General features: G+C 40.0%; 15 protein-coding genes and 1 pseudogene. 12 read left to right on the top strand and 4 right to left on the bottom strand.

The genetic code is table 11. The features are described 5' to 3' along the window. The first annotated feature begins 595 nt into the window (after positions 1 to 595). The 5 genes from AAHB12_RS25210 to AAHB12_RS25190 all read left to right on the top strand — a co-directional run bounded on the left by AAHB12_RS25210 (position 596) and on the right by AAHB12_RS25190 (position 6,643). Entirely contained in the window at positions 596 to 2,548 is a 1,953-nt protein-coding gene (locus tag AAHB12_RS25210) for a primary-amine oxidase (RefSeq protein WP_342047869.1), read from the top strand. Positions 2,549 to 2,740: 192 nt separating this feature from the next. Beyond that, positions 2,741 to 3,217, top strand: a complete 477-nt coding sequence (locus tag AAHB12_RS25205; RefSeq protein ID WP_342047867.1) for a hypothetical protein — start codon at positions 2,741 to 2,743, stop codon at positions 3,215 to 3,217. A gap of 189 nt (positions 3,218 to 3,406) precedes the next feature. Then, the gene (locus AAHB12_RS25200; protein ID WP_342047913.1) at positions 3,407 to 4,669 is read left to right on the top strand and encodes an ammonium transporter; all 1,263 of its coding nucleotides are present in this window, start codon (positions 3,407 to 3,409) and stop codon (positions 4,667 to 4,669) included. A 124-nt stretch (positions 4,670 to 4,793) separates the two neighbouring features. Continuing rightward, positions 4,794 to 5,159: a winged helix-turn-helix transcriptional regulator gene (locus tag AAHB12_RS25195; protein WP_342047911.1), complete on the top strand. Its 366-nt coding sequence runs from the start codon at positions 4,794 to 4,796 to the stop codon at positions 5,157 to 5,159. 92 nt (positions 5,160 to 5,251) lie between these two features. Next, a complete protein-coding gene (locus AAHB12_RS25190) occupies positions 5,252 to 6,643 on the top strand; it encodes a PepSY-associated TM helix domain-containing protein (RefSeq protein WP_342047866.1) in 1,392 nt (463 codons plus the stop codon). Positions 6,644 to 6,789: 146 nt separating this feature from the next. Here the strand turns inward: AAHB12_RS25190 and AAHB12_RS25185 are convergent, their stop codons facing one another. The 4 genes from AAHB12_RS25185 to hxlA form a co-directional block, all read right to left on the bottom strand. After that, positions 6,790 to 7,242, bottom strand: a complete 453-nt coding sequence (locus tag AAHB12_RS25185; protein WP_342047864.1) for a gamma-glutamyl-gamma-aminobutyrate hydrolase family protein — start codon at positions 7,240 to 7,242, stop codon at positions 6,790 to 6,792. A gap of 151 nt (positions 7,243 to 7,393) precedes the next feature. Further along, the gene (locus AAHB12_RS25180; protein ID WP_446715613.1) at positions 7,394 to 7,672 is read right to left on the bottom strand and encodes a MerR family transcriptional regulator; all 279 of its coding nucleotides are present in this window, start codon (positions 7,670 to 7,672) and stop codon (positions 7,394 to 7,396) included. A gap of 382 nt (positions 7,673 to 8,054) precedes the next feature. Continuing rightward, on the bottom strand, positions 8,055 to 8,612 hold the full coding sequence (gene hxlB, locus AAHB12_RS25175) for a 6-phospho-3-hexuloisomerase (protein ID WP_342047863.1): 558 nt from the start codon (positions 8,610 to 8,612) through the stop codon (positions 8,055 to 8,057). Positions 8,613 to 8,629: 17 nt separating this feature from the next. Beyond that, the gene (hxlA, locus tag AAHB12_RS25170; RefSeq protein WP_342047862.1) at positions 8,630 to 9,271 is read right to left on the bottom strand and encodes a 3-hexulose-6-phosphate synthase; all 642 of its coding nucleotides are present in this window, start codon (positions 9,269 to 9,271) and stop codon (positions 8,630 to 8,632) included. Positions 9,272 to 9,967: 696 nt separating this feature from the next. Between hxlA and AAHB12_RS25165 the strand changes: the two genes are divergently transcribed. The 7 genes and pseudogenes from AAHB12_RS25165 (at position 9,968) to AAHB12_RS25135 (ending at position 18,361) form a co-directional block, all read left to right on the top strand. Continuing rightward, positions 9,968 to 10,441, top strand: a complete 474-nt coding sequence (locus AAHB12_RS25165) for a hypothetical protein (RefSeq protein ID WP_342047861.1) — start codon at positions 9,968 to 9,970, stop codon at positions 10,439 to 10,441. 367 nt (positions 10,442 to 10,808) lie between these two features. After that, a complete protein-coding gene (locus tag AAHB12_RS25160) occupies positions 10,809 to 12,134 on the top strand; it encodes an ABC transporter substrate-binding protein (protein ID WP_342047860.1) in 1,326 nt (441 codons plus the stop codon). 101 nt (positions 12,135 to 12,235) lie between these two features. Beyond that, positions 12,236 to 15,103, top strand: coding sequence for a family 78 glycoside hydrolase catalytic domain (locus AAHB12_RS25155; protein ID WP_342047858.1), 2,868 nt, complete (start codon positions 12,236 to 12,238; stop codon positions 15,101 to 15,103). Between the two features lie 12 nt (positions 15,104 to 15,115). Beyond that, positions 15,116 to 15,298, top strand: a complete 183-nt coding sequence (locus tag AAHB12_RS25150) for a hypothetical protein (RefSeq protein WP_342047857.1) — start codon at positions 15,116 to 15,118, stop codon at positions 15,296 to 15,298. Then, positions 15,294 to 15,557: pseudogene (locus AAHB12_RS25145) on the top strand (aldose epimerase family protein); the annotation flags it as partial. The gene AAHB12_RS25150 and the pseudogene AAHB12_RS25145, both read left to right, overlap by 5 nt. Positions 15,558 to 16,073: 516 nt before the next feature. Continuing rightward, entirely contained in the window at positions 16,074 to 17,396 is a 1,323-nt protein-coding gene (locus AAHB12_RS25140) for an ABC transporter substrate-binding protein (RefSeq protein WP_342047855.1), read from the top strand. Positions 17,397 to 17,488: 92 nt separating this feature from the next. Then, on the top strand, positions 17,489 to 18,361 hold the full coding sequence (locus AAHB12_RS25135) for a carbohydrate ABC transporter permease (RefSeq protein ID WP_342047854.1): 873 nt from the start codon (positions 17,489 to 17,491) through the stop codon (positions 18,359 to 18,361). Positions 18,362 to 18,473: the final 112 nt, after the last annotated feature.

The following is an 18,473-nucleotide window of genomic DNA, read 5'->3' as shown; positions in this document are numbered from 1 at the left end:
TGAAATAGATTGTCAACAGAACCTTTAAGTCTAATTTGATCCGTTTATATTAATATACGATAAATGATTTCGACAAACTGCCCAATACCAACTGGGGTATTATTTTGATAAAAAATCTAACATCCCTATGTTTAGGTTTAACCTATTTAAAATAGCTGCATTTACCCTTTCGGAAGTTGAAATTAATCTGAAGAGAACAGATTAATCCATACATCAGAGGCAGATTGTGAAAGATTTATCATAATGTAATAAATTATCACATGGATAGTTATATAAATTTACGTAGTTTCGTTTTTTACAATAAAACACTCCAAAAAACGATTATTCTTAAGGAGACAAAACAACAAGAAAAGAAGGAGAGATGAATTAGTATAAATAAAGTTGAATAAATTTACAGATGATTTGTTTTGTAAATTTTTGTACTGTAGGAAAGTATAAATTTCCAACTAGAAGTGAATTTGACGTAGCCGGAAATTTTAGGAATACAGTGTAAGTGCAACTACACCTCTGTCTTCGTCCAAGGCCCGCCAATCGGCGAGTTTTCTTTAAGAAATCAATTAAAGAACGAGTTTACATTTAAGGAGAGGATTATTTTATGAAAACACAAGAAATTAAAATAAAAAAAGCTGTACATCCTTTAGAGCCTTTAACAGCTGAAGAAATTACCAAAGCAGTTATGATTTTACGAGAAAAACAGAATCTAAGTAGCTCGGCTAGATTTGCACAGGTGGTATTACAGGAGCCTGTAAAGGAAGTTGTCTTAAATTATCAGGAAGGAGATGCTATTAACCGCGAAGCCTTCATTATTATCTTAGATAATGCTACAGAAAAAACGTATGAAGCTGTTGTTTCGATTACAAATGAAGAGGTCGTCTCATGGGAACATATTCCAAACGTGCAGCCAGGTTTTATGCTGGATGAGTTTGAGGAATGTGAACGAGTTGTGAAAAATAATCCTGAGTACCAAGCTGCCTTATTAAAACGCGGCGTGACAGATCCTGAGCTGGTGATGATTGATCCTTGGTCAGCTGGCTACTTTAACATAGAGGAAGATGAAGGAAGAAGGGTAGCACGCGCATTAGCTTGGGTTAGAAAATCTCCAAATGACAATGGATATGCTTATCCACTGACAGGTTTAATTGCTGTAGTAGATTTAAATAAGATGGAAGTTATGCGAATAGAGGATTATGCTGTGAAGCCGATTCCTCCTTTAGATGGAGATTATACACCAGAAACCTCTCAATCTATTGAATTACGGAAGGATTTAAAGCCATTGGAGATTATTCAACCGGAAGGCCCTAGCTTTGAGGTGAACGGTCATCATATCCGCTGGCAAAAATGGGATTTCCGTTTTAGCTTTACGCCAAGAGAAGGGCTTGTTCTTCATACAGTCGGTTACGAGGATAAAGGGAAAATTCGTCCGATTCTGTACCGTGCTTCGCTAGCAGAAATGGTTGTTCCTTATGGAGAAGCAAGCGATATGCACAACCGCCAAAATGCATTTGATGCTGGAGAGTATGGAATGGGTCAATTAGCTAATTCCTTAACACTCGGTTGCGACTGTCTAGGTGAAATTCGTTATTTTGATGCGGTTATGACGGATAGTCGCGGAAATATAAAAACCATTCCAAATGCAATTTGTTTACATGAGGAAGATTACGGAATTGCCTGGAAGCATACAGACTGGAGAACAGAACAAGTAGAAGTCCGCCGTTCTCGCCGTCTCGTCATTTCGTTCTTTGCTACTGTCGCAAACTATGATTACGGCTTCTTCTGGTCCTTCTATCAAGATGGCACGATGGAAATGGAAGTGAAGCTAACAGGGATGTTAAATACGGGTGCACTTGATGAAGGAGAAAAGCCAAAATACGGAACGATGATTGCACCACAGTTGAATGCACCTTTCCACCAGCATTTCTTTAACTTCCGTCTTGATACGCACTTGGATGGAATGAATAACTCTGTAGTAGAAGTAAATACGGTCCCAGAAAAGAGAGGACCACATAATCCGTTTAATAATGCCTTCCATATTGAAACGACAACATTTAAAACAGAGCAAGAAGCACAGCGTATTATGGACATGGTTTCTCAACGTACATGGAAAATTGTGAATCCGAATTCTCTGAATGCTGTTGGACAACCTGTAGGATACAAAATTATGCCGGGTGAAAACTGTCTTCCTTTTGCCTATGATGATTCCAGTTTAATTAAACGCGCTGGCTTTATCAAAAACCATTTACATGTGACAAAGTTTGATAGTGATGAACTGTACGCTTCTGGAAAATATCCAAACCAGCATAAAGGCGGCGACGGACTAACGAAATATGCGCAGGCTAACCGTAATATTGAGAACGAAGATATTGTAGTTTGGTATACAATGGGTCACCACCATATTACTCGTCCGGAAGATTGGCCAGTGATGCCAACTGCATATATCAACTTCCAGATAAAACCAGTTGGATTCTTTGATCGCAACCCAGCAATTGATTTACCGCGTCCTACACCGAAATCATGTCACACAAAAGCTGGATCTTCTTGTCAACATTAATTTTATGAAAAAGGAGTTGGATTTTCCTTCGCCAACTCCTTTTTCATAAAGGAAACCAAATCAAATGTCCAGAGGTGAAATATGCTATTAACTATTAGTGCATGTATTATCTTATTTTATACCATCTATTATAGACGGAGAATTTATGTAAGTAAGCAATTCTTGAATTCAATGACGGGAAAGAGTATTTCAATGGCAGTAGGGATGATCAGCAGTTTAGCAGTTGGTCTTATTATAGCTATTCCCCTTCAAGGGCAGCTGGCGGTTTCTACCCTTTTGTCTGTTCTGATCAGCTTGCTTGCTGCTTGGTTCATCAGTCAGCCGTTCGGATCCTTGGCCATGATAGAAGCATTGGCTGCTAGTCTAATGGGCAGTATGATGGGGGCTATGTTGGGAGAGATGCTGCCATCCAATCATACTACACTTGTAATGATCTCCCTGGATGTTATCTACCTTTTTAGTGTTTCTTCTATTCTAACGTTCATTGGGAAGGAAGCAGCAGCAACGGCAGATCCCCCAATCTTAAATAGAAGCCAGCCTTACTTCTTCGTTTTAAAGATAGTAATACCATTTCTTCTTATTGCAATCGCAACCTTCTTAGATCAGAATCACACTGATACTAAACAAGATATAGATCCTCATGCCCACCATCATATGGGAAGTGAGTAATAGATAATGACAAAGCTTTTATCCCTTCTGCTAGTTTTTAATAACAGAAGCATAAAATAACCTATTTTTATACGGGGAGGTTTCAATATGAATTTTTTGTTTGAAAGAAGGTATGTATTACTTTCAGTAATAGCCCTTTTTATCATTTTTCCATCAAACGCATTCGCAGCAGGAGCCGAGCCGTCTAGGATAGATACTGGGGATACAGCCTGGATGTTAATTGCTACGGCCATTGTAATCTTTATGCATGTACCAGGCCTGGCCCTTTTTTACGGAGGGCTTGTCAGTGAGAGAAATGTTGTTTCCACCATGATGCATAGTTTGGCTAGTCTTTTAGTTGTTTCTGTTGTTTGGGTATTGTGGGGATACAGCCTTACCTTTGGTACAGATATCGGCGGAATGATCGGAGGATTAGATTATTTAGGGTTTAAAAATGTAGGAGATGAAGCTGCTTTTGGTACGCTGACAATACCGCACTATACCTTTGCAATATTCCAATGTGCATTTGCAGCTATTACAGTTGCGATTATTTCTGGGGGCATTGCCGGACGTATTTCCTTTGCAGCATGGATGATTTTTTCAGCCTTATGGGTAACACTTGTTTATGCACCAATGGCTCACTGGGTATGGGGCGGCGGTTGGCTGTTCAAAATGGGCGAACTAGATTTTGCCGGTGGGACTGTAGTTCATATTCTGTCAGGTGTTAGTGCTATCACAGCTGCTATCGTGATTGGACCAAGATTTGAACATTTAAAGAAAGAACATGCACCTCACAATATTGTCCTTTTCCTAATTGGTGCGGCCACCCTTTGGTTTGGCTGGTTTGGTTTTAATGCTGGGAGTGCCCTTGCCTCTAATGGTGTAACAGCACTTGCTTTTGCTACTACACATGTAGCTGCAACTGCCGGTGGTTTAGGCTGGCTCTTAATTGAATGGAAATTACGAAAACGACCAACATTGGTTGGAGCAGCAACAGGGGCGATAGCTGGTCTCGTCGGTATTACTCCTGCGGCAGGATTTGTAACAGTACCTTCAGCTTTAATTATAGGAGTTATTTCCGCCCCGATTTGTTATTTTGCAATATATTTTGTTAAGGCTCGCTTTAAATATGATGATACGTTAGATGCCTTCGGAGTTCATGGGATTGGGGGGATCTGGGGGGCTATCGCTACCGGTATTTTTGCAACAAAAGATGTGAATCCGGCTGGAAATAACGGCTTGCTGTATGGCAATCCTGAGCAGCTTTTACATCAATTGGTGGGTGTAGGTACAGCTATTCTCCTAGCAATTGTAGGGACGTTTATTATTTTAAAAGTAATTAGCTTGTTTCTACCATTACGTGTAAGTAGGGATGAAGAATTGATGGGTCTAGATCTCAGTTTTCATGAAGAGTCTGCCTACAATACAATTCAATCGGTAGATGTAAATACAGAGGTTTCGAAGTCCAGTTAAAGCACTTCCTAATTCTTCAGAATAAAGGTTTAGTCGACTTTGAAAGATTCTCCTTTTTGCTAATACAGGATGAAGTAATGAGAAAAAATTGAAATAGGATGAATTAAATATGGAGATGAGAGAAATGGGACATGTTTGTAATAAAACCTTTAACTGTGAAAAAGAGCTAACCCTTTCTATTATTGGAGGGAAGTGGAAGATACCTATTTTATGGTACTTAGGCAAAGAGGGAACAAAGCGCTTTGGAGAACTGAGGTCTTTGCTACCGGGGATAACTCCGAGAATGCTGGCAAATCAGCTGCGAGAGTTAGAAGAAGATTTCATTGTTCATCGTAAAGTGTATCCTGTTGTACCACCTAAGGTAGAGTATTCGCTAACCGAACAAGGAGAGAGTTTAATTCCAATCCTCGAAGCTATGTACCAGTGGGGGAAAGATTACCTAGAAATAGTTATGGAACATCAGGTGGAAAGAGTTAAATTAATTCAGTAAGAATAGTGTGCCCCTCGAATCGTTTAGACTAATAGATTCGAGGGGTGTGCTAGAGCTAAACACGAGGATATATAAAGTGGAGGGAAATGAGTATGGGTTTGCAGCAAGAGATGCAAGATTATGTAAAAGAGCCTGCCCCTCAACAGGAGGTATCAGGTGTAAACTCGCTCTACCGTGCTGTCTGGCGCTGGCATTTCTATGCAGGAATTATCTTCGCGCCAGTTCTTGTTTTACTAGCTATTACAGGTATTATTTATTTATTCAAGCCTCAAATTGAAAATGTAATATATAAGGATTATTACTATATAAAAGTCGGCAAAGAGAAGTTAACTGCCGAACAGCAAATAGAAGCTGTCAAGGAAGTGTATCCGGATGCTTCCATAACACGATATAAACCAGCCTTTGAAGCAGATCGTTCTGCAGAAATCGGAATCGCTGGAAAATATGGTATCATAACAGTTTTTGTTAATCCATATAACGGAAGTATACTTGGTGATTTAAAAGATGATGAAAAATTTATGAGTGAAGTGAAAAACTTGCACGGTGAGCTTATGATTGGCACAATAGGGGACCGCATTGTAGAAATGGCAGCTTGCTGGGCACTGATTTTACTTATTACAGGGCTATATCTCTGGTGGCCGCGTAACAAGCGAAACATATTCGGTACGCTTATCCCAAGGTTTACAAAAGGAAAACGGATCATCTTGAGGGATCTCCATGCAGTTCCAGCCTTTTGGTTCTCATTATTTGTCTCTATTTTCATATTAACAGGCCTTCCGTGGTCCGGGCTGTGGGGGGACTTAATCAATCGTGTGGCAACCATGACACAAACGGGATATCCAACAGGACTATGGGATGGAAATGTACCAAAATCTATAGTGCCATCTAAGGAAGTTGCGACAGTTCCTTGGGCTGCTGAGAATCTTCCTGTTCCGGAGTCAGACCAAGCAGCAGTCTCTCCTTTATTGGTTACACAAGTTATGAAAATAGCAAATGAAAATAAAGTAGCGAAAGGATATGCTATTACCTTCCCACAAGAGAAAAAAGGAGTGTACACGGTATCAGTTTCCCCAGACAAACCGGAAAAACAAGCTACTTTACACATTGATCAATATAGCGGGAAGGTACTGGCAGATTTACGTTTTGCAGATTATGGTGTGTTGGCAAAGGTAATTTCGATTGGGGTAGCGTTGCATGAGGGACATTATTTCGGTTTAGCCAATCAGTTGTTGGATTTAATTATTTGTCTTGGCCTAATTGGCATCTCCGTAACAGGCATATTAATGTGGTGGAAACGCAAACCATCTGGCACACTAGGAGCCCCTTCCTTACCGAAAAACCTTAGATTATTAAAGGGTGTGACAGTCTTAATTATTATCTTAGGGATTATCTTTCCACTTGTCGGAGCTTCCTTACTGTTTGTTCTTGTTTTAGATTGGCTAGTAATTAAACGAATTCCAGTAGTAAAACAATGGGTAGGATAGATAAACATCTGAAAAAATACTTACAATACTGCTAGTGGACTAGGAATGGACGTAGGTTTATTCCTAGTCCACTTTACATTGTTTTTTCTTTTTATCCTTGTTATTTAAAACAATACCATTTAATATGGCCTGAAATTGATACAGGATTAATTGCTGCTCTTACAGGATCTTACAAATTCTAAAAACAATTTAAAGTTATTATCGTCAAACTTGTAGTTGAACTCTGGATGCCATTGAACCGCCAAGATAAACTTTTTATTTGGCATGACAACTGCTTCTATCAAACTATCTTCAGCAGTTGCCGCCGGCAGCGGCTGTTCCGATAGATTCTTAATACCCTGATGATGATAACTATTTACTCTTAGAGAATCTGCTTGAAGAAGACGATAAAGCAAGGTATCTTTTACTATGTGCACATTGTGAACGGGTTCACTGTATGGCGGCTTTTGTTGATGATTGATAGTATTAACACTTAGTTGAGTCGGAATATCCTGATATAAAGTTCCGCCTAGCAAAACGTTAAATAATTGCAGACCACGACAAATCCCTAATGCTGGTTTGTCCAATTCTGTTACTTGCTTGAAAAGAATTGCTTCCATGCGAAGATGGAGGAATTGTCCAGGGACGTAAAAAATACAAGGCTATGACTCTTCCGTGCAAGACAACGTACTGAATTAGCCAGCATGAGGCAGCATTTATATGGTCAAGCGTTGTAAGTGATTTGCAGGGAAGGGAACAATTTAGCTTCTTTTAAAGACAAGTATGAGGAACATAGGCTTTTAAGTGACTTTTTCTCATGGCATTCGTTTTTTGTTGGATTTTCCGTTTTAGAAGTTCCATACGAACAGCTGTGACTGGAAAACCACTTTTTATTTTTTTAGAGATCTCGATTAATAATTCAATATCAGAAAAAGAATATTTGCGAATACCCGAGGACGTACGCTCTGGAAAAATTAATTCTTTTTCCTCATAATAACGAATTTGTCTCTCAGATAAACCCGTCAATTCAGTTACAATCCCCATTTTCATGACTTTTTTAGTTCGATAGAAAGACTTATTTTCCAATATAAACTCCCCCCCATTGTATGTATATAAAAAATGTGAATTTATAACTCTTTAGTATACCTGTTTTTATAGCTACTGATGGAGTGTCATGGGGGACAGATGGCACTATAGATCTTAGTAAATAAATGAAGTTTTTGTTCTTACCTATCGTTTATAAAAAGCACGTTATCCTTTATTCAGTAACGCAGGAAAAGAATAACGTGCCTTGGGGTTAAGGGTAAGAACTGTTAACTTAATGGATGGGGGACGGGGCCCTCTAAAAAAAGCTCGGTTAAAAGATCTTCTAGCCGTTTGATGAATTCATTGCATACTATGACTCTTTTATAAAAATCTATATAATATAAGTTTATTCAAGATTAGCATGCCTACCGAACATAGTAGTAGAGTCCAACCCTTTTTTCTCCATCAGTCTCAGGATAACAGCATCATAAAATAATAGGAGGGTTTGCTCAAATAAGGATGCCATTGGTTGTATCGTCTTGTATTGAGCTTCTTCCTGATTTTTAGGCGAGCCTGGAAGCTTAACTACAATGTCCGCCAGTTGTCCGATGGTTGACTCAGGGGAAATGGTTACAACAGCCAGAGTTGCATCTATGCTTTTTGCCTTCTGGACCATAGATACTAAACTTTTTGTCTCCCCCGAACCAGACGCAATAATGAAAATGTCATCCTTTTCTAAATTGGGGGTAACGGTCTCGCCTACTACATAAGGGTCTAAACCCATATGCATCATTCGCATTGCAAACGACTTAGACATTAATCCAGATCGACCTGCACCGGCTACAAAGATCTTCTTTGCTTCAAGAACTCCATTTACTAGTTTTTCAGCCCCTTCATCTGGTATTAATGTTCCTGTTTGCTGCAACTCTTTTATGATTTCAGTTAAATATTGAGTAGTTTGCATGATTGTCATGCCCCCTCTTAAGCAAGGATTTCTTGCTTAACGAGCCTTTGCATTTCGGAGGCTACTGCTTTTTTATCCTGCTGACCTGTAATTCCGCCACCTACAATGACAAGATCAGGCTGTGATTGGACAACTTCTGGAAGAGTATTTAGCTTGATGCCGCCTGCTACCGCTGTTTTTGCATTCTTTACGACACGCTTAATCGTTTGAAGCTGTTCAAATGGGCTTTCTCCCTCAGCTTGAAGATCATAGCCTGTATGTACACAAATATAATCAACACCAAGTGCATCTACTTCTTTGGCACGCTGCTCAAGATCCTTTACATTAATCATATCAATCAGGATTTGTACGCCTTGTTTCTTTGCTTCTTCTACCGCCCCTTTAATGGTAGAATCATCAGTTGCTCCAAGTACAGTAATAATATCCGCACCAGCTTCAGATGCTTTCATTACCTCGTACGCACCGGCATCCATAATTTTTAAATCAGCTAATACTTTTAAAGAAGGAAAAGCTTCTTTGATTTCCTTCACAGCTCGAAGGCCTTCATTAATGACAACAGGTGTACCGATTTCTACAATATCAATATGCTCCTCAACCTCTTTGACCACTTGCTTCGCTTCCGGGATGTTTACAAGATCTAACGCTAATTGAAGTTCCATGAATTCTTCACTCCTTAAGTAATTTTGGTTTTTATTGGCTACAACTTCATTCTAGATTTGTCATCACTAAAAAAAAAGTACGCACTTTAAAATCAAATAGTTACTAGAAGTATATTATGAGAGAGTCTTTAACCAATAAATTTGCACTATTCGTCTATTAAACATATTAAAGAGCCGTTGACTTCTCTTATGTGATATTTAGTCCATTATGAGTTTTCAACTGTATCGTCCTGATTCTTCATAAAGATATCCATGTAATTTTTCCTCATTCATACATAGGATTTAAGAATTGGTATTAAGATTGTTCCTTGTTCAACTAATGAGGCAGAGGAGTATGTACCTCGAAGAAAAGTGAGTATTAGTAAAATGTTGGGTGAGCCTGGGATTCCTTCGCTGCAAAAAAGAGGTTGAAGCTTATCTTTGAATCGAGCAAGCTTCTTCTTTGCTTTTGATATTAAAACGCTTGCTACAATATAGAGAAGAAAGTAGCACCGAGGAAATGGAAGGAGTGTTTCAAGTGCAATTTAATTTTCCAGTAGATTTTCTTTGGGGTTCGGCAAAAGCGGGACACCAAGTTGAAGGGAATAATGTGAACAGTGATTCTGGGCAGATTAGCATGCAGAGGGATCGCCTTATAAGGATAAATCCGGTGATGCGATTGACCATTATCGATTATATAAAGAAGCCATCGCGCTTATGGCAAGCTTGGGACTGAAGGCCTATCGGTTTTCCATCGAATGGTCGAGAATAGAGCTTGAAGCAGGACAATACTCAAGTTCCGCCATCGAGCATTATCGGGATGTTCTTGAAGGCGGTCAACCATTGGATGCTTCCGATGACATCTATTCTTATATAGAAACAGTGGAGGGTGTACGTCTTACAGTTGGCTCTGGATCCTATCATTTTAAATATCCTAACCAACGCGGGTTAAGACCAATCTTTTCTGAAGAAACAAGGGTTATTGATGTCCTTGATTATAAAGCAGCAGTAGATATTTTAGAGAAATATGCTCCTGGCGTTACAAAGCCGCCTCGAATTTTTGCGACGAAAACACAAACCTTGAAAGAGTTGGCTGATTTTCCGGAGGCAGGTCTTTCGATAGGGGAGGTTACAGCTCTTATTGAGGAGCTGAATAAGCTTGAATGGGATTTAGTTTTAGTTGAAGCATAAGAGCATGTGTATATGCTTGTGCTTATATGCAGCATTATAAATGAGTAATAAAATACAATAAAAGCCTTATTCCAGCATGCAAAGAGGGGATAGGGCTTTTTGTGTATTTCCTAAACGAATCTTCACTATCAAAAAAGAACAGACATAAAAACAAAAAAGTAGCACTTACTAAGGATACGTGAAAGCACTTACAATAAAAGTGAGTCAATTGAATTCATTTTATAAAGACATCATGCACGATGGAAGAAGCAATTTGACAGTTATTATATATAAAGAAGAATTCATATAAAGATCGAGAGAAACCTCTGCCTTGTATCCACCATAAGAGATGAATCGTGATAATCTGAAGGAGAGGAGGTATAACGGAATGAAAGCTAAAAAGAAAATCCTGACGGTATTATCTAGTACGGCATTATTTGTAAGCATTTTAGCCGGATGCAGCAGTGACAGCAAGCAGCACGAAAACACTGTGACTGAACAAACTCCCGAACCTGTTACGCTGACACTATTAATGGACAATCAAAGCTCCGCGCGAATGGAAGGGATTAAGGCTGTTACAGACGTAATCGAGAAAAAATATAACATCAAAACTGAAATTGAAACCCGTCCAGGCGGTGTGGAAGGGGACAATCTGGTCAAAACACGCCTAGCCACGGGTGATATGACCGATTTAGCACTTTACAATTCGGGTTCTCTCTTACAAGCATTGAATCCAGAGAGAAGTTTTGTGGATCTTACAAACGAGCCCTATATGGAAAAGGTTTCGGATGAGTTCAAGGAAGCAGTAACGGTGAATAGTAAAGTGTACGGCATTCCCTTCGCGACATTTAGTGCCGGCGGCTGGTTTTATAATAAGAAGGTGTATCAAGAGCTAGGTCTTTCCGTTCCTAAAACATGGGAGGAGCTGATGGCTAACAGCGAAAAGATTAAAGCGGCAGGCAAGACAGCGGTTATTGGAACATATAAGGATGCTTGGACATCTCAGATTATTGTGTTAGCGGATAACTATAATGTTATCACGCAGGCTCCATCGTTCCCAGATGATTTCACGGCGAACAAAACCAAAATGGCGACAACACCAGCTGCTTTAAGAAGCTTTGAAAAGCTGGAGGAAGTAAACAAAAAAGGCTATATGAATAAGGATTTCAATGCTGTAGGCTACGAAGCGGGGCTGGAGATGCTCGCTGAAGGAACGGGTGTTCAATATCCTATGCTTTCTTACGTGTTGTCCAATTTTGCAAAGCTACACCCGGACAAAATCAATAACATTGGTTTCTTCCCGCAGCCTGGTGATAGCGCGGATAAAAACGGCATGACCGTATGGGCGCCAGATGCCTTCTATATTAACAAAAACAGCGATCATGTGGATGTGGCGAAGAAATGGGCAGAGTTCTTTGTTTCCCCGGAGGCGGTGCAGCTGTATTTGTCTAAGGTGCCTCCAGATGGTCCTGCTGCAGTCAAAGATGTAAAGCTCCCGAAAGATGTGTATCCTGCAGTCAAAGATATGCTTCCTTACTTTGAGGAAGATAAAACTGCGCCGGCTCTAGAATTCTTAAGCCCACTTAAGGGTCCGAACTTACAGCAAATTACCTTCGAGGTAGGCGGCGGTTTGAAATCAGCGAAAGAAGGAGCACAGCTTTACGATCAAGACGTAGAAACCCAGGCAAAGCAGCTTGGTTTGGCAGGCTGGTAATGGGGATAGGTATGGTTCAACTTATACTTTAAATATAAATAACGACCCGAGAGCAACAATTCTATTCAATGCAATCGGGTCTTAACATGGGAGGCAGCTTTATGGAATGGAAAGCAAATTGGATTTGGGATAATAGCGGGGAACAGCCAAGAAATCAATGGTCATGTTTTAGAAGAACATTTACTATTCCTGCGGATTATGAATCAGCAACATTATCTATATCTGCGGACACGAAATATGCTGTTTATATCAATGGTGAGCTGATCGGATCCGGTCCCGTTCGCGGCTGGACATCGGAGTGGTATTATGACCAATATGATGTAAGCGGACTAAACAATGGAGAAAATGTTATTGCAGTATTAGTAAATCATTATGGAATAGGAACGATGCATTATATAGAGGGGCGCGGCGGATTAATTGCACAAATTGATTTCTCTAATAACGGTCAGGTGATTGACAGGATGATAACCGATGAAGGCTGGAAGACTGCCAATCATAGTGGCTTTATTAAGGAAACTGTCAAAATGTCCAATTGTCTGCCTTGGTCTGAAATTTATAATGCGGGACTATTTGATAACGATTGGGAGCAGCTTGATTTTGACGCTTCAGCATGGAATAACGCTGGAGTTATTGGGTCTTATGGGATGAATCCATGGAAAACACTCATTCCTAGGGATATCCCCCATCTAACAAATGAGCCTTATTTTCCAAAAAGTGTATTATCATTAAAAGAAGTGAGACCTATTTCACAGCACTTTTCTATTGATTTAAAACCAACTTTCTTCCCAGGGGAGTTAGATAATAATTCAGGGAAAGTGATGCAAGGGTATGTAGTGACTGAAATCCATGCAAAGGAAGATGTCGAGGGAGTAATGATTCTGACGTTTGACCCGCATGCAATGGCTAAATGGGAGTTCAAACTAAACGGAGTAGAGTATAAAACCCAGAACGGGAAATATGAAAAGGTGAATCTCCGAAAAGGCGTGAATCTATTAATAGTGGATGTAGGCGGGTCTTTTCATGAACCAATTATGCATGTCGCATTTAATTTTCCTGAGAAAATCGAGTTGAAGGCACCTTTTGGCCAAGGGGATTCCAAATTTTTAGCGATTGGACCTTTTTATACAGCTACCCATCTTCAAATCGGCACACCTGTTCCAAAAGCTGTTCCTTTAGAGAAAGAATATGTACAAGTGAAGCAAGTGTCGTCCTTGAGTGAATTGGAAGCGTTTAAAAAGCGGGCTAAGGAAATTCCAAATGCCCATGTTTGTACAGATCATGTAGGTCTTCTTTCCATGTTCAAAGAAGACATTCGGACCCATTCCTTACAGTTCCAGCATCAAAATATGGTATTGCCAAATCATAGTTTTACAAAGGTAGAACCAATGGAACAAGGCGATGCAGAATATCTAATTGACTTTGGCAAGGAATACTTGGGCCATATAGAATTTGAAGTAGAAGCCACAAAAGGGACTGTTTTCGACTTTTTCCTATTTGAAAGCATCCACCAGGACGGAAGAATCGAGCATACCTTTTCCTTGAACAATTCCTTACGATATATTGCAAGGGATGGCCGGCAAGTGTATCGCTCCTTTATTCCTAGAGGATTCCGATACATGCTGTTAACGATTCGAAATACTAAAACGTCGTGTAAGATCTTCAATGTGAAGGTAGATGTAACCACTTTCCCTACAGGAAATGTTGGAAACTTTAGCAGCTCTGATTATGAGTTAAATCAAATTTGGGAAATCTCAAAGCACACCATCCGGATGTGTGCACAAGATACGATTATTGACTGTCCCGCTTATGAACAAGCACTTTGGACAGGCGATTCCTATAATATTTCTCTCATGAATTATTATGCATTTGGAAACTATGACTTGGTGAGACGTTGTTTACGACTAATTTCTAAATCCGTGTATCGCTCTCCTCTGCCAGAATCACATGTACCGAGTGGGTGGCAGAATGTGCTAACAGCTTGGTCCATTCTATGGATGATGGCGTGCAGGGAATATTACCGATATTCTGGCGATCTGGAATTTGTAAAAGAAGTGTACCCAGAACTAAAGCTGACCGTACAGCGCTTTCAAGAATTTATGAATGAAGAAGGATTATTGGAAATTACGGCTTGGAACATGTTAGATTGGGCGCCAATGGATACAGAGCATACAATTGTAACGCATCAAAATGCTTTCCTTGTTGAGGCATTCAGACAAACAGCTTACTTAGCATCACTCATAGGAGAGCATGAAGATGAAATTCAATTTCTATCCTTGGCGGATCAGTTGAAACAAGCGATCAACACGCACCTATGGGATGAGGAAGAGCAGGTTTTTGTTGATAGTATTCATGAGGATGGCACACCGTCCAAAGTTCGCAGTGTGCAAACAAATCTCGTTGCCTTTTTAACAGATTGTGCAGAGGGAGAACGCGGAGATGTGATAGAGAAGTATATAACAAACCCTCCAGAGGATTTTGTTCAAATTAAAAGTCCGTTTGTGCTCTTTTTCTACTATCAAGCCCTCATGGATCTTGGGAAAAACGAGATGGTACTAGACAATATCCGGGAGATTTATGGTTATATGCTGGAGCATGATGCAACAACATGCTGGGAAGGCTGGGAATTAATTGAGGGAGACTTTAGCCGCAGCCATTGTCACGCTTGGTCTGCAGCCCCAACATATGTGTTTGGCGTGTTATTTTTAGGTGTGAAACCATTAGCGCCAGGATTTACGAAAGTAGCGATATCTCCTAATTTAAACGGATTAAAGTGGATAAAGGGTTCTGTACCTATTCCACAAGGAAAGATAGATATTTATTGTAAAGATGTAGGAGAGTATATTGATTTGCAAATTATTCTTCCAGATGAGGTTGAAGTAGAAATTATGCTGCCTGCAAATACAAAGGTTCAAGTGAATGGTAAACCTTATTCTTTAGATACAAATCATTTGGCTGTTAAAGTTAATTAAATGTGAAGGGGGATGCGCAGGATGTATGTTATATATCCTGCGCGTATTATTATGAAAATAACACAAACAAAATTTGCTGAGTTAGGTAATCAGGATATCTATGAATATACACTAGTCAATGACCAAGGAATTACGGTTTCTTGCATTACATATGGTTGTATTATTACAAAAATTGTAACACCTGATCGCAGATGAAGAAATTATTTTATGGGATGAGAAGAACGGAAGAAAGCTGACGGTTGAAACAGATGAGTGCGGTGTAGTCTTATATACAGGCAATCATTTAGAGGGGAATTTTTCTGTTCGGGGGACAAAGTCACGAAACTATTTGGGCTTGTGTTTGGAAACACAAGGGTTGCCGGATTCTATTCATCATCCACACTTTCCTTCTTGTGTATTGGATAAGAATGAAGAATATCGGTCTGTAACGAAATATATTTTTGCCACTGTATAAACGAAAGCAGGAAAGGCAGCGATATGAAATCAGCAAGCGAAGCAGCAAGACTTACAGGGCTGATAGTTTATGCTGCTAAGACATAAAGGCTGTTAAACAGTAAAGAAAACTCGCCGACTGGCGAGCCCTGCCCTTGGGCGAAGACAGAGGCGTAGTTGCACTTATACTGTATTCCTAAAATTTCCGACCACGTCGAGTCGGCTTCCGGCTGGAAATTTATACTTTCTTACAGTGTAAAAAATGAACATACACAAGCCGAATGCTGCAGCATTCGGCTTGTTGTATGTTCAGAAGTATGATTTTTTTATCCAACTCCCAAAAAAACAGCCACCAAACAGAAAAAAGCAGCACTTACGATAAAGGAAGAAAGCCCTTACAATTAAGTTAAGAAAGCAACAACATAAAGAAACAAACGATGACAGGATTTTAGAACTATACAGGCTAGAGTATAAATACCACTCTGTATAGTATCTTAAGTAATGTTTGGTTAACGTTTGAAAGGGAGGAAGGCACAGCATGATGAAGACAAAAAAGAAAATCTTAGCGGTATTATCTACAACAGCACTTTTTGCAGGTATTTTAGCTGGATGTGGAAGCGCTGACAGCAATAAAGAAAGCGCTTCAAAAGGAGGGGATTCCACTACACTTACATTTTTAATGGATAACCAAAGTCCTGCGCAAATGGAAGGTGTCAAAGCTGTTTCAGCGGAAATTGAGAAAAAGTACAACATTAAGACTGAAATCGAAACTCGTCCAGGTGGTACAGAGGGTGACAACCTCATTAAAACTCGTCTCTCTACTGGTGACATGTCAGATTTGATTTCCTACAATTCCGGTTCACTTTTACAAGCGTTGAATCCAGAGAAGAACTTTGTGGATCTCACAAACGAGCCATATGCGGACAAGCTTCTAGATACATTTAAGACAGCGGTAACAGTAAACAAAAAGGTATACGGTGTCCCAGCGGCTAACTTTAGTGCCGGTGGCTGGTTATACAATAAGAAGGTATATAAAGAACTCGGTCTTTCTGTTCCAAAAACATGGGATGAGCTGATGGCAAACAATGAAAAAATTAAAGCAGCCGGCAAAACAGCGGTTATTGGCACATACAAGGATACTTGGACATCTCAGGTTATTGTGCTTGCAGACAACTACAACGTGCTAGCAGAAGCTCCATCATTCCCAGACGATTTCACAGCGAATAAGGCAAAAATGGCAACAACACCAGCGGCTCTTAGAAGCTTTGAAAAACTAGAGGAGATTAACAAAAAGGGCTACATGAACAAAGACTTTAACGCAACAGGCTATGAAGCAGGTTTGAAAATGCTAGTAGATGGTACAGGTGTACAATATCCGATCATTTCCTTTGCGCTGCCAAACATTGCAAAATTATATCCAGATCAAATTGACAATATTGGATTCTTCCCGCAGCCTGGTGACAACGCTGACAAAAATGGTGTAACAGCATGGGCGCCGAACGGTCTTTACATCAACAAGGCAAGTGAACATGTAGATGAAGCAAAGAAATGGCTAGAGTTCTTCGTTTCTCCGGAAGGTCAGGAGCTGTATATGTCTAAAGTAACGCCTGATGGTCCATCTGCAATCAAAGATATAAAGCTTCCAGACAATGTATATGCAGCAGTAAAAGACATGCTTCCATACTTTAACGAAGGCAAAACAGCACCGGCTCTTGAATTCTTAAGCCCGTTAAAAGGACCGAACTTACAACAGATTACATCTGAAGTAGGCGGCGGTATGAAATCGGCGAAAGAAGGAGCAAAAGCATACGATAGTGACGTAGAAAAGCAAGCGAAGCAGCTTGGCTTAAAGGGCTGGTAATTTGCCCGCTTAAACAGGTGATATTTGGATGAGGCGCCCTGCCCTAAAGGAGCAGGGCGATGTTCTCCATGAATATAGAGAGAGGAGACAGTATGATGAATAATAAGCTTATAAATAGAACATACACATATAGCTTTTTACTTCCAGCCGGCATTATTTATTTTGTATTTTTCTTACTGCCTACCATCATGTCCTTGTTTTTTAGTATGACATGGTGGTCATTGACAGATTGGAAATTTATCGGGTTAGAAAACTTTAAGACATTTTTGACAGAACCGTCTTTAAATATTGGATTTAAAAATACGATTATCTACGCAGTTGTGACATGTGGTCTTAAGGTGATTCTTGGATTGCTCCTAGGTGTATTCCTTAGCTCAAAGCTCAAAACAGTGAGCTTTATCCGCTCTATGGTCTTCTTCCCAACTCTTTTAAGTACAATCGCAATCGGGATGGCATTTGCAATGATGATGCACCCAACACAAGGACTCATTAATTTAGCGTTACAAACAGTAGGGATTGTAGGTCCAGACTGGTTAGGTGACAGTAAAATTGCCCTTCTTTCCGTCGCTTTAGTTGATGTGTGGAAGGGTGTAGGGATGGCGACAGTAATCTTTATCGCCGGGATTATGTCCATTCCAGAGGATTACTACGAAGCACTCATGATCGATGGCGGAAACGCCTGGCATAAGTTTTGGAATATCATTCTGCCGCTGAGCCGTCCTGCGATGAACTCTGTTATTATCCTAGCATTTATCGGTGGTCTTCGCTCCTTCGACTTAATCTGGGCAATGACAAAAGGTGGTCCTGGCTTTAGCACAGACTTAATTGCTTCTATTATTTATAAGCAATATCAAGCAGGCTTTTATGGTCTGTCCACAGCCGGAAACGTAATTTTATTCCTACTTGTTTCTGCATTGGCATTCCCACTGTATGCTTATTTGAACAAAAAAGAGGTGGATTTGTAATGAATAAGGCAGTTACTCAATCTTCAGTACCGTCTATTGCTTCCGATACTAAAAAAGGCTTGAACGGGAAAAAGCTTCGGAAGGTATTAACCGAATGTATCGCCGTACTATT

Source organism: Bacillus sp. OTU530 (genome assembly GCF_038440375.1).
Note: the sequence above shows the minus strand (reverse complement) of the source record. Positions and strands in the feature narration are given on the sequence as shown.

What these genes read in the sequence shown, in the direction of transcription:
- AAHB12_RS25185 (WP_342047864.1), bottom strand. Translation starts at nt 7,242, where the DNA reads ATGGAAGCAATTCTTTTCAAGCAAGTAACAGAATTGGACAAACCAGCA.
- AAHB12_RS25180 (WP_446715613.1), bottom strand. Translation starts at nt 7,672, where the DNA reads ATGAAAATGGGGATTGTAACTGAATTGACGGGTTTATCTGAGAGACAA.
- AAHB12_RS25140 (WP_342047855.1), top strand. Translation starts at nt 16,074, where the DNA reads ATGATGAAGACAAAAAAGAAAATCTTAGCGGTATTATCTACAACAGCA.
- hxlB (WP_342047863.1), bottom strand. Translation starts at nt 8,612, where the DNA reads ATGCAAACTACTCAATATTTAACTGAAATCATAAAAGAGTTGCAGCAA.
- AAHB12_RS25210 (WP_342047869.1), top strand. Translation starts at nt 596, where the DNA reads ATGAAAACACAAGAAATTAAAATAAAAAAAGCTGTACATCCTTTAGAG.
- AAHB12_RS25160 (WP_342047860.1), top strand. Translation starts at nt 10,809, where the DNA reads ATGAAAGCTAAAAAGAAAATCCTGACGGTATTATCTAGTACGGCATTA.
- AAHB12_RS25155 (WP_342047858.1), top strand. Translation starts at nt 12,236, where the DNA reads ATGGAATGGAAAGCAAATTGGATTTGGGATAATAGCGGGGAACAGCCA.
- AAHB12_RS25135 (WP_342047854.1), top strand. Translation starts at nt 17,489, where the DNA reads ATGATGAATAATAAGCTTATAAATAGAACATACACATATAGCTTTTTA.
- AAHB12_RS25195 (WP_342047911.1), top strand. Translation starts at nt 4,794, where the DNA reads ATGGGACATGTTTGTAATAAAACCTTTAACTGTGAAAAAGAGCTAACC.
- AAHB12_RS25205 (WP_342047867.1), top strand. Translation starts at nt 2,741, where the DNA reads ATGGCAGTAGGGATGATCAGCAGTTTAGCAGTTGGTCTTATTATAGCT.
- hxlA (WP_342047862.1), bottom strand. Translation starts at nt 9,271, where the DNA reads ATGGAACTTCAATTAGCGTTAGATCTTGTAAACATCCCGGAAGCGAAG.
- AAHB12_RS25165 (WP_342047861.1), top strand. Translation starts at nt 9,968, where the DNA reads ATGGCAAGCTTGGGACTGAAGGCCTATCGGTTTTCCATCGAATGGTCG.
- AAHB12_RS25190 (WP_342047866.1), top strand. Translation starts at nt 5,252, where the DNA reads ATGGGTTTGCAGCAAGAGATGCAAGATTATGTAAAAGAGCCTGCCCCT.
- AAHB12_RS25150 (WP_342047857.1), top strand. Translation starts at nt 15,116, where the DNA reads ATGCGCAGGATGTATGTTATATATCCTGCGCGTATTATTATGAAAATA.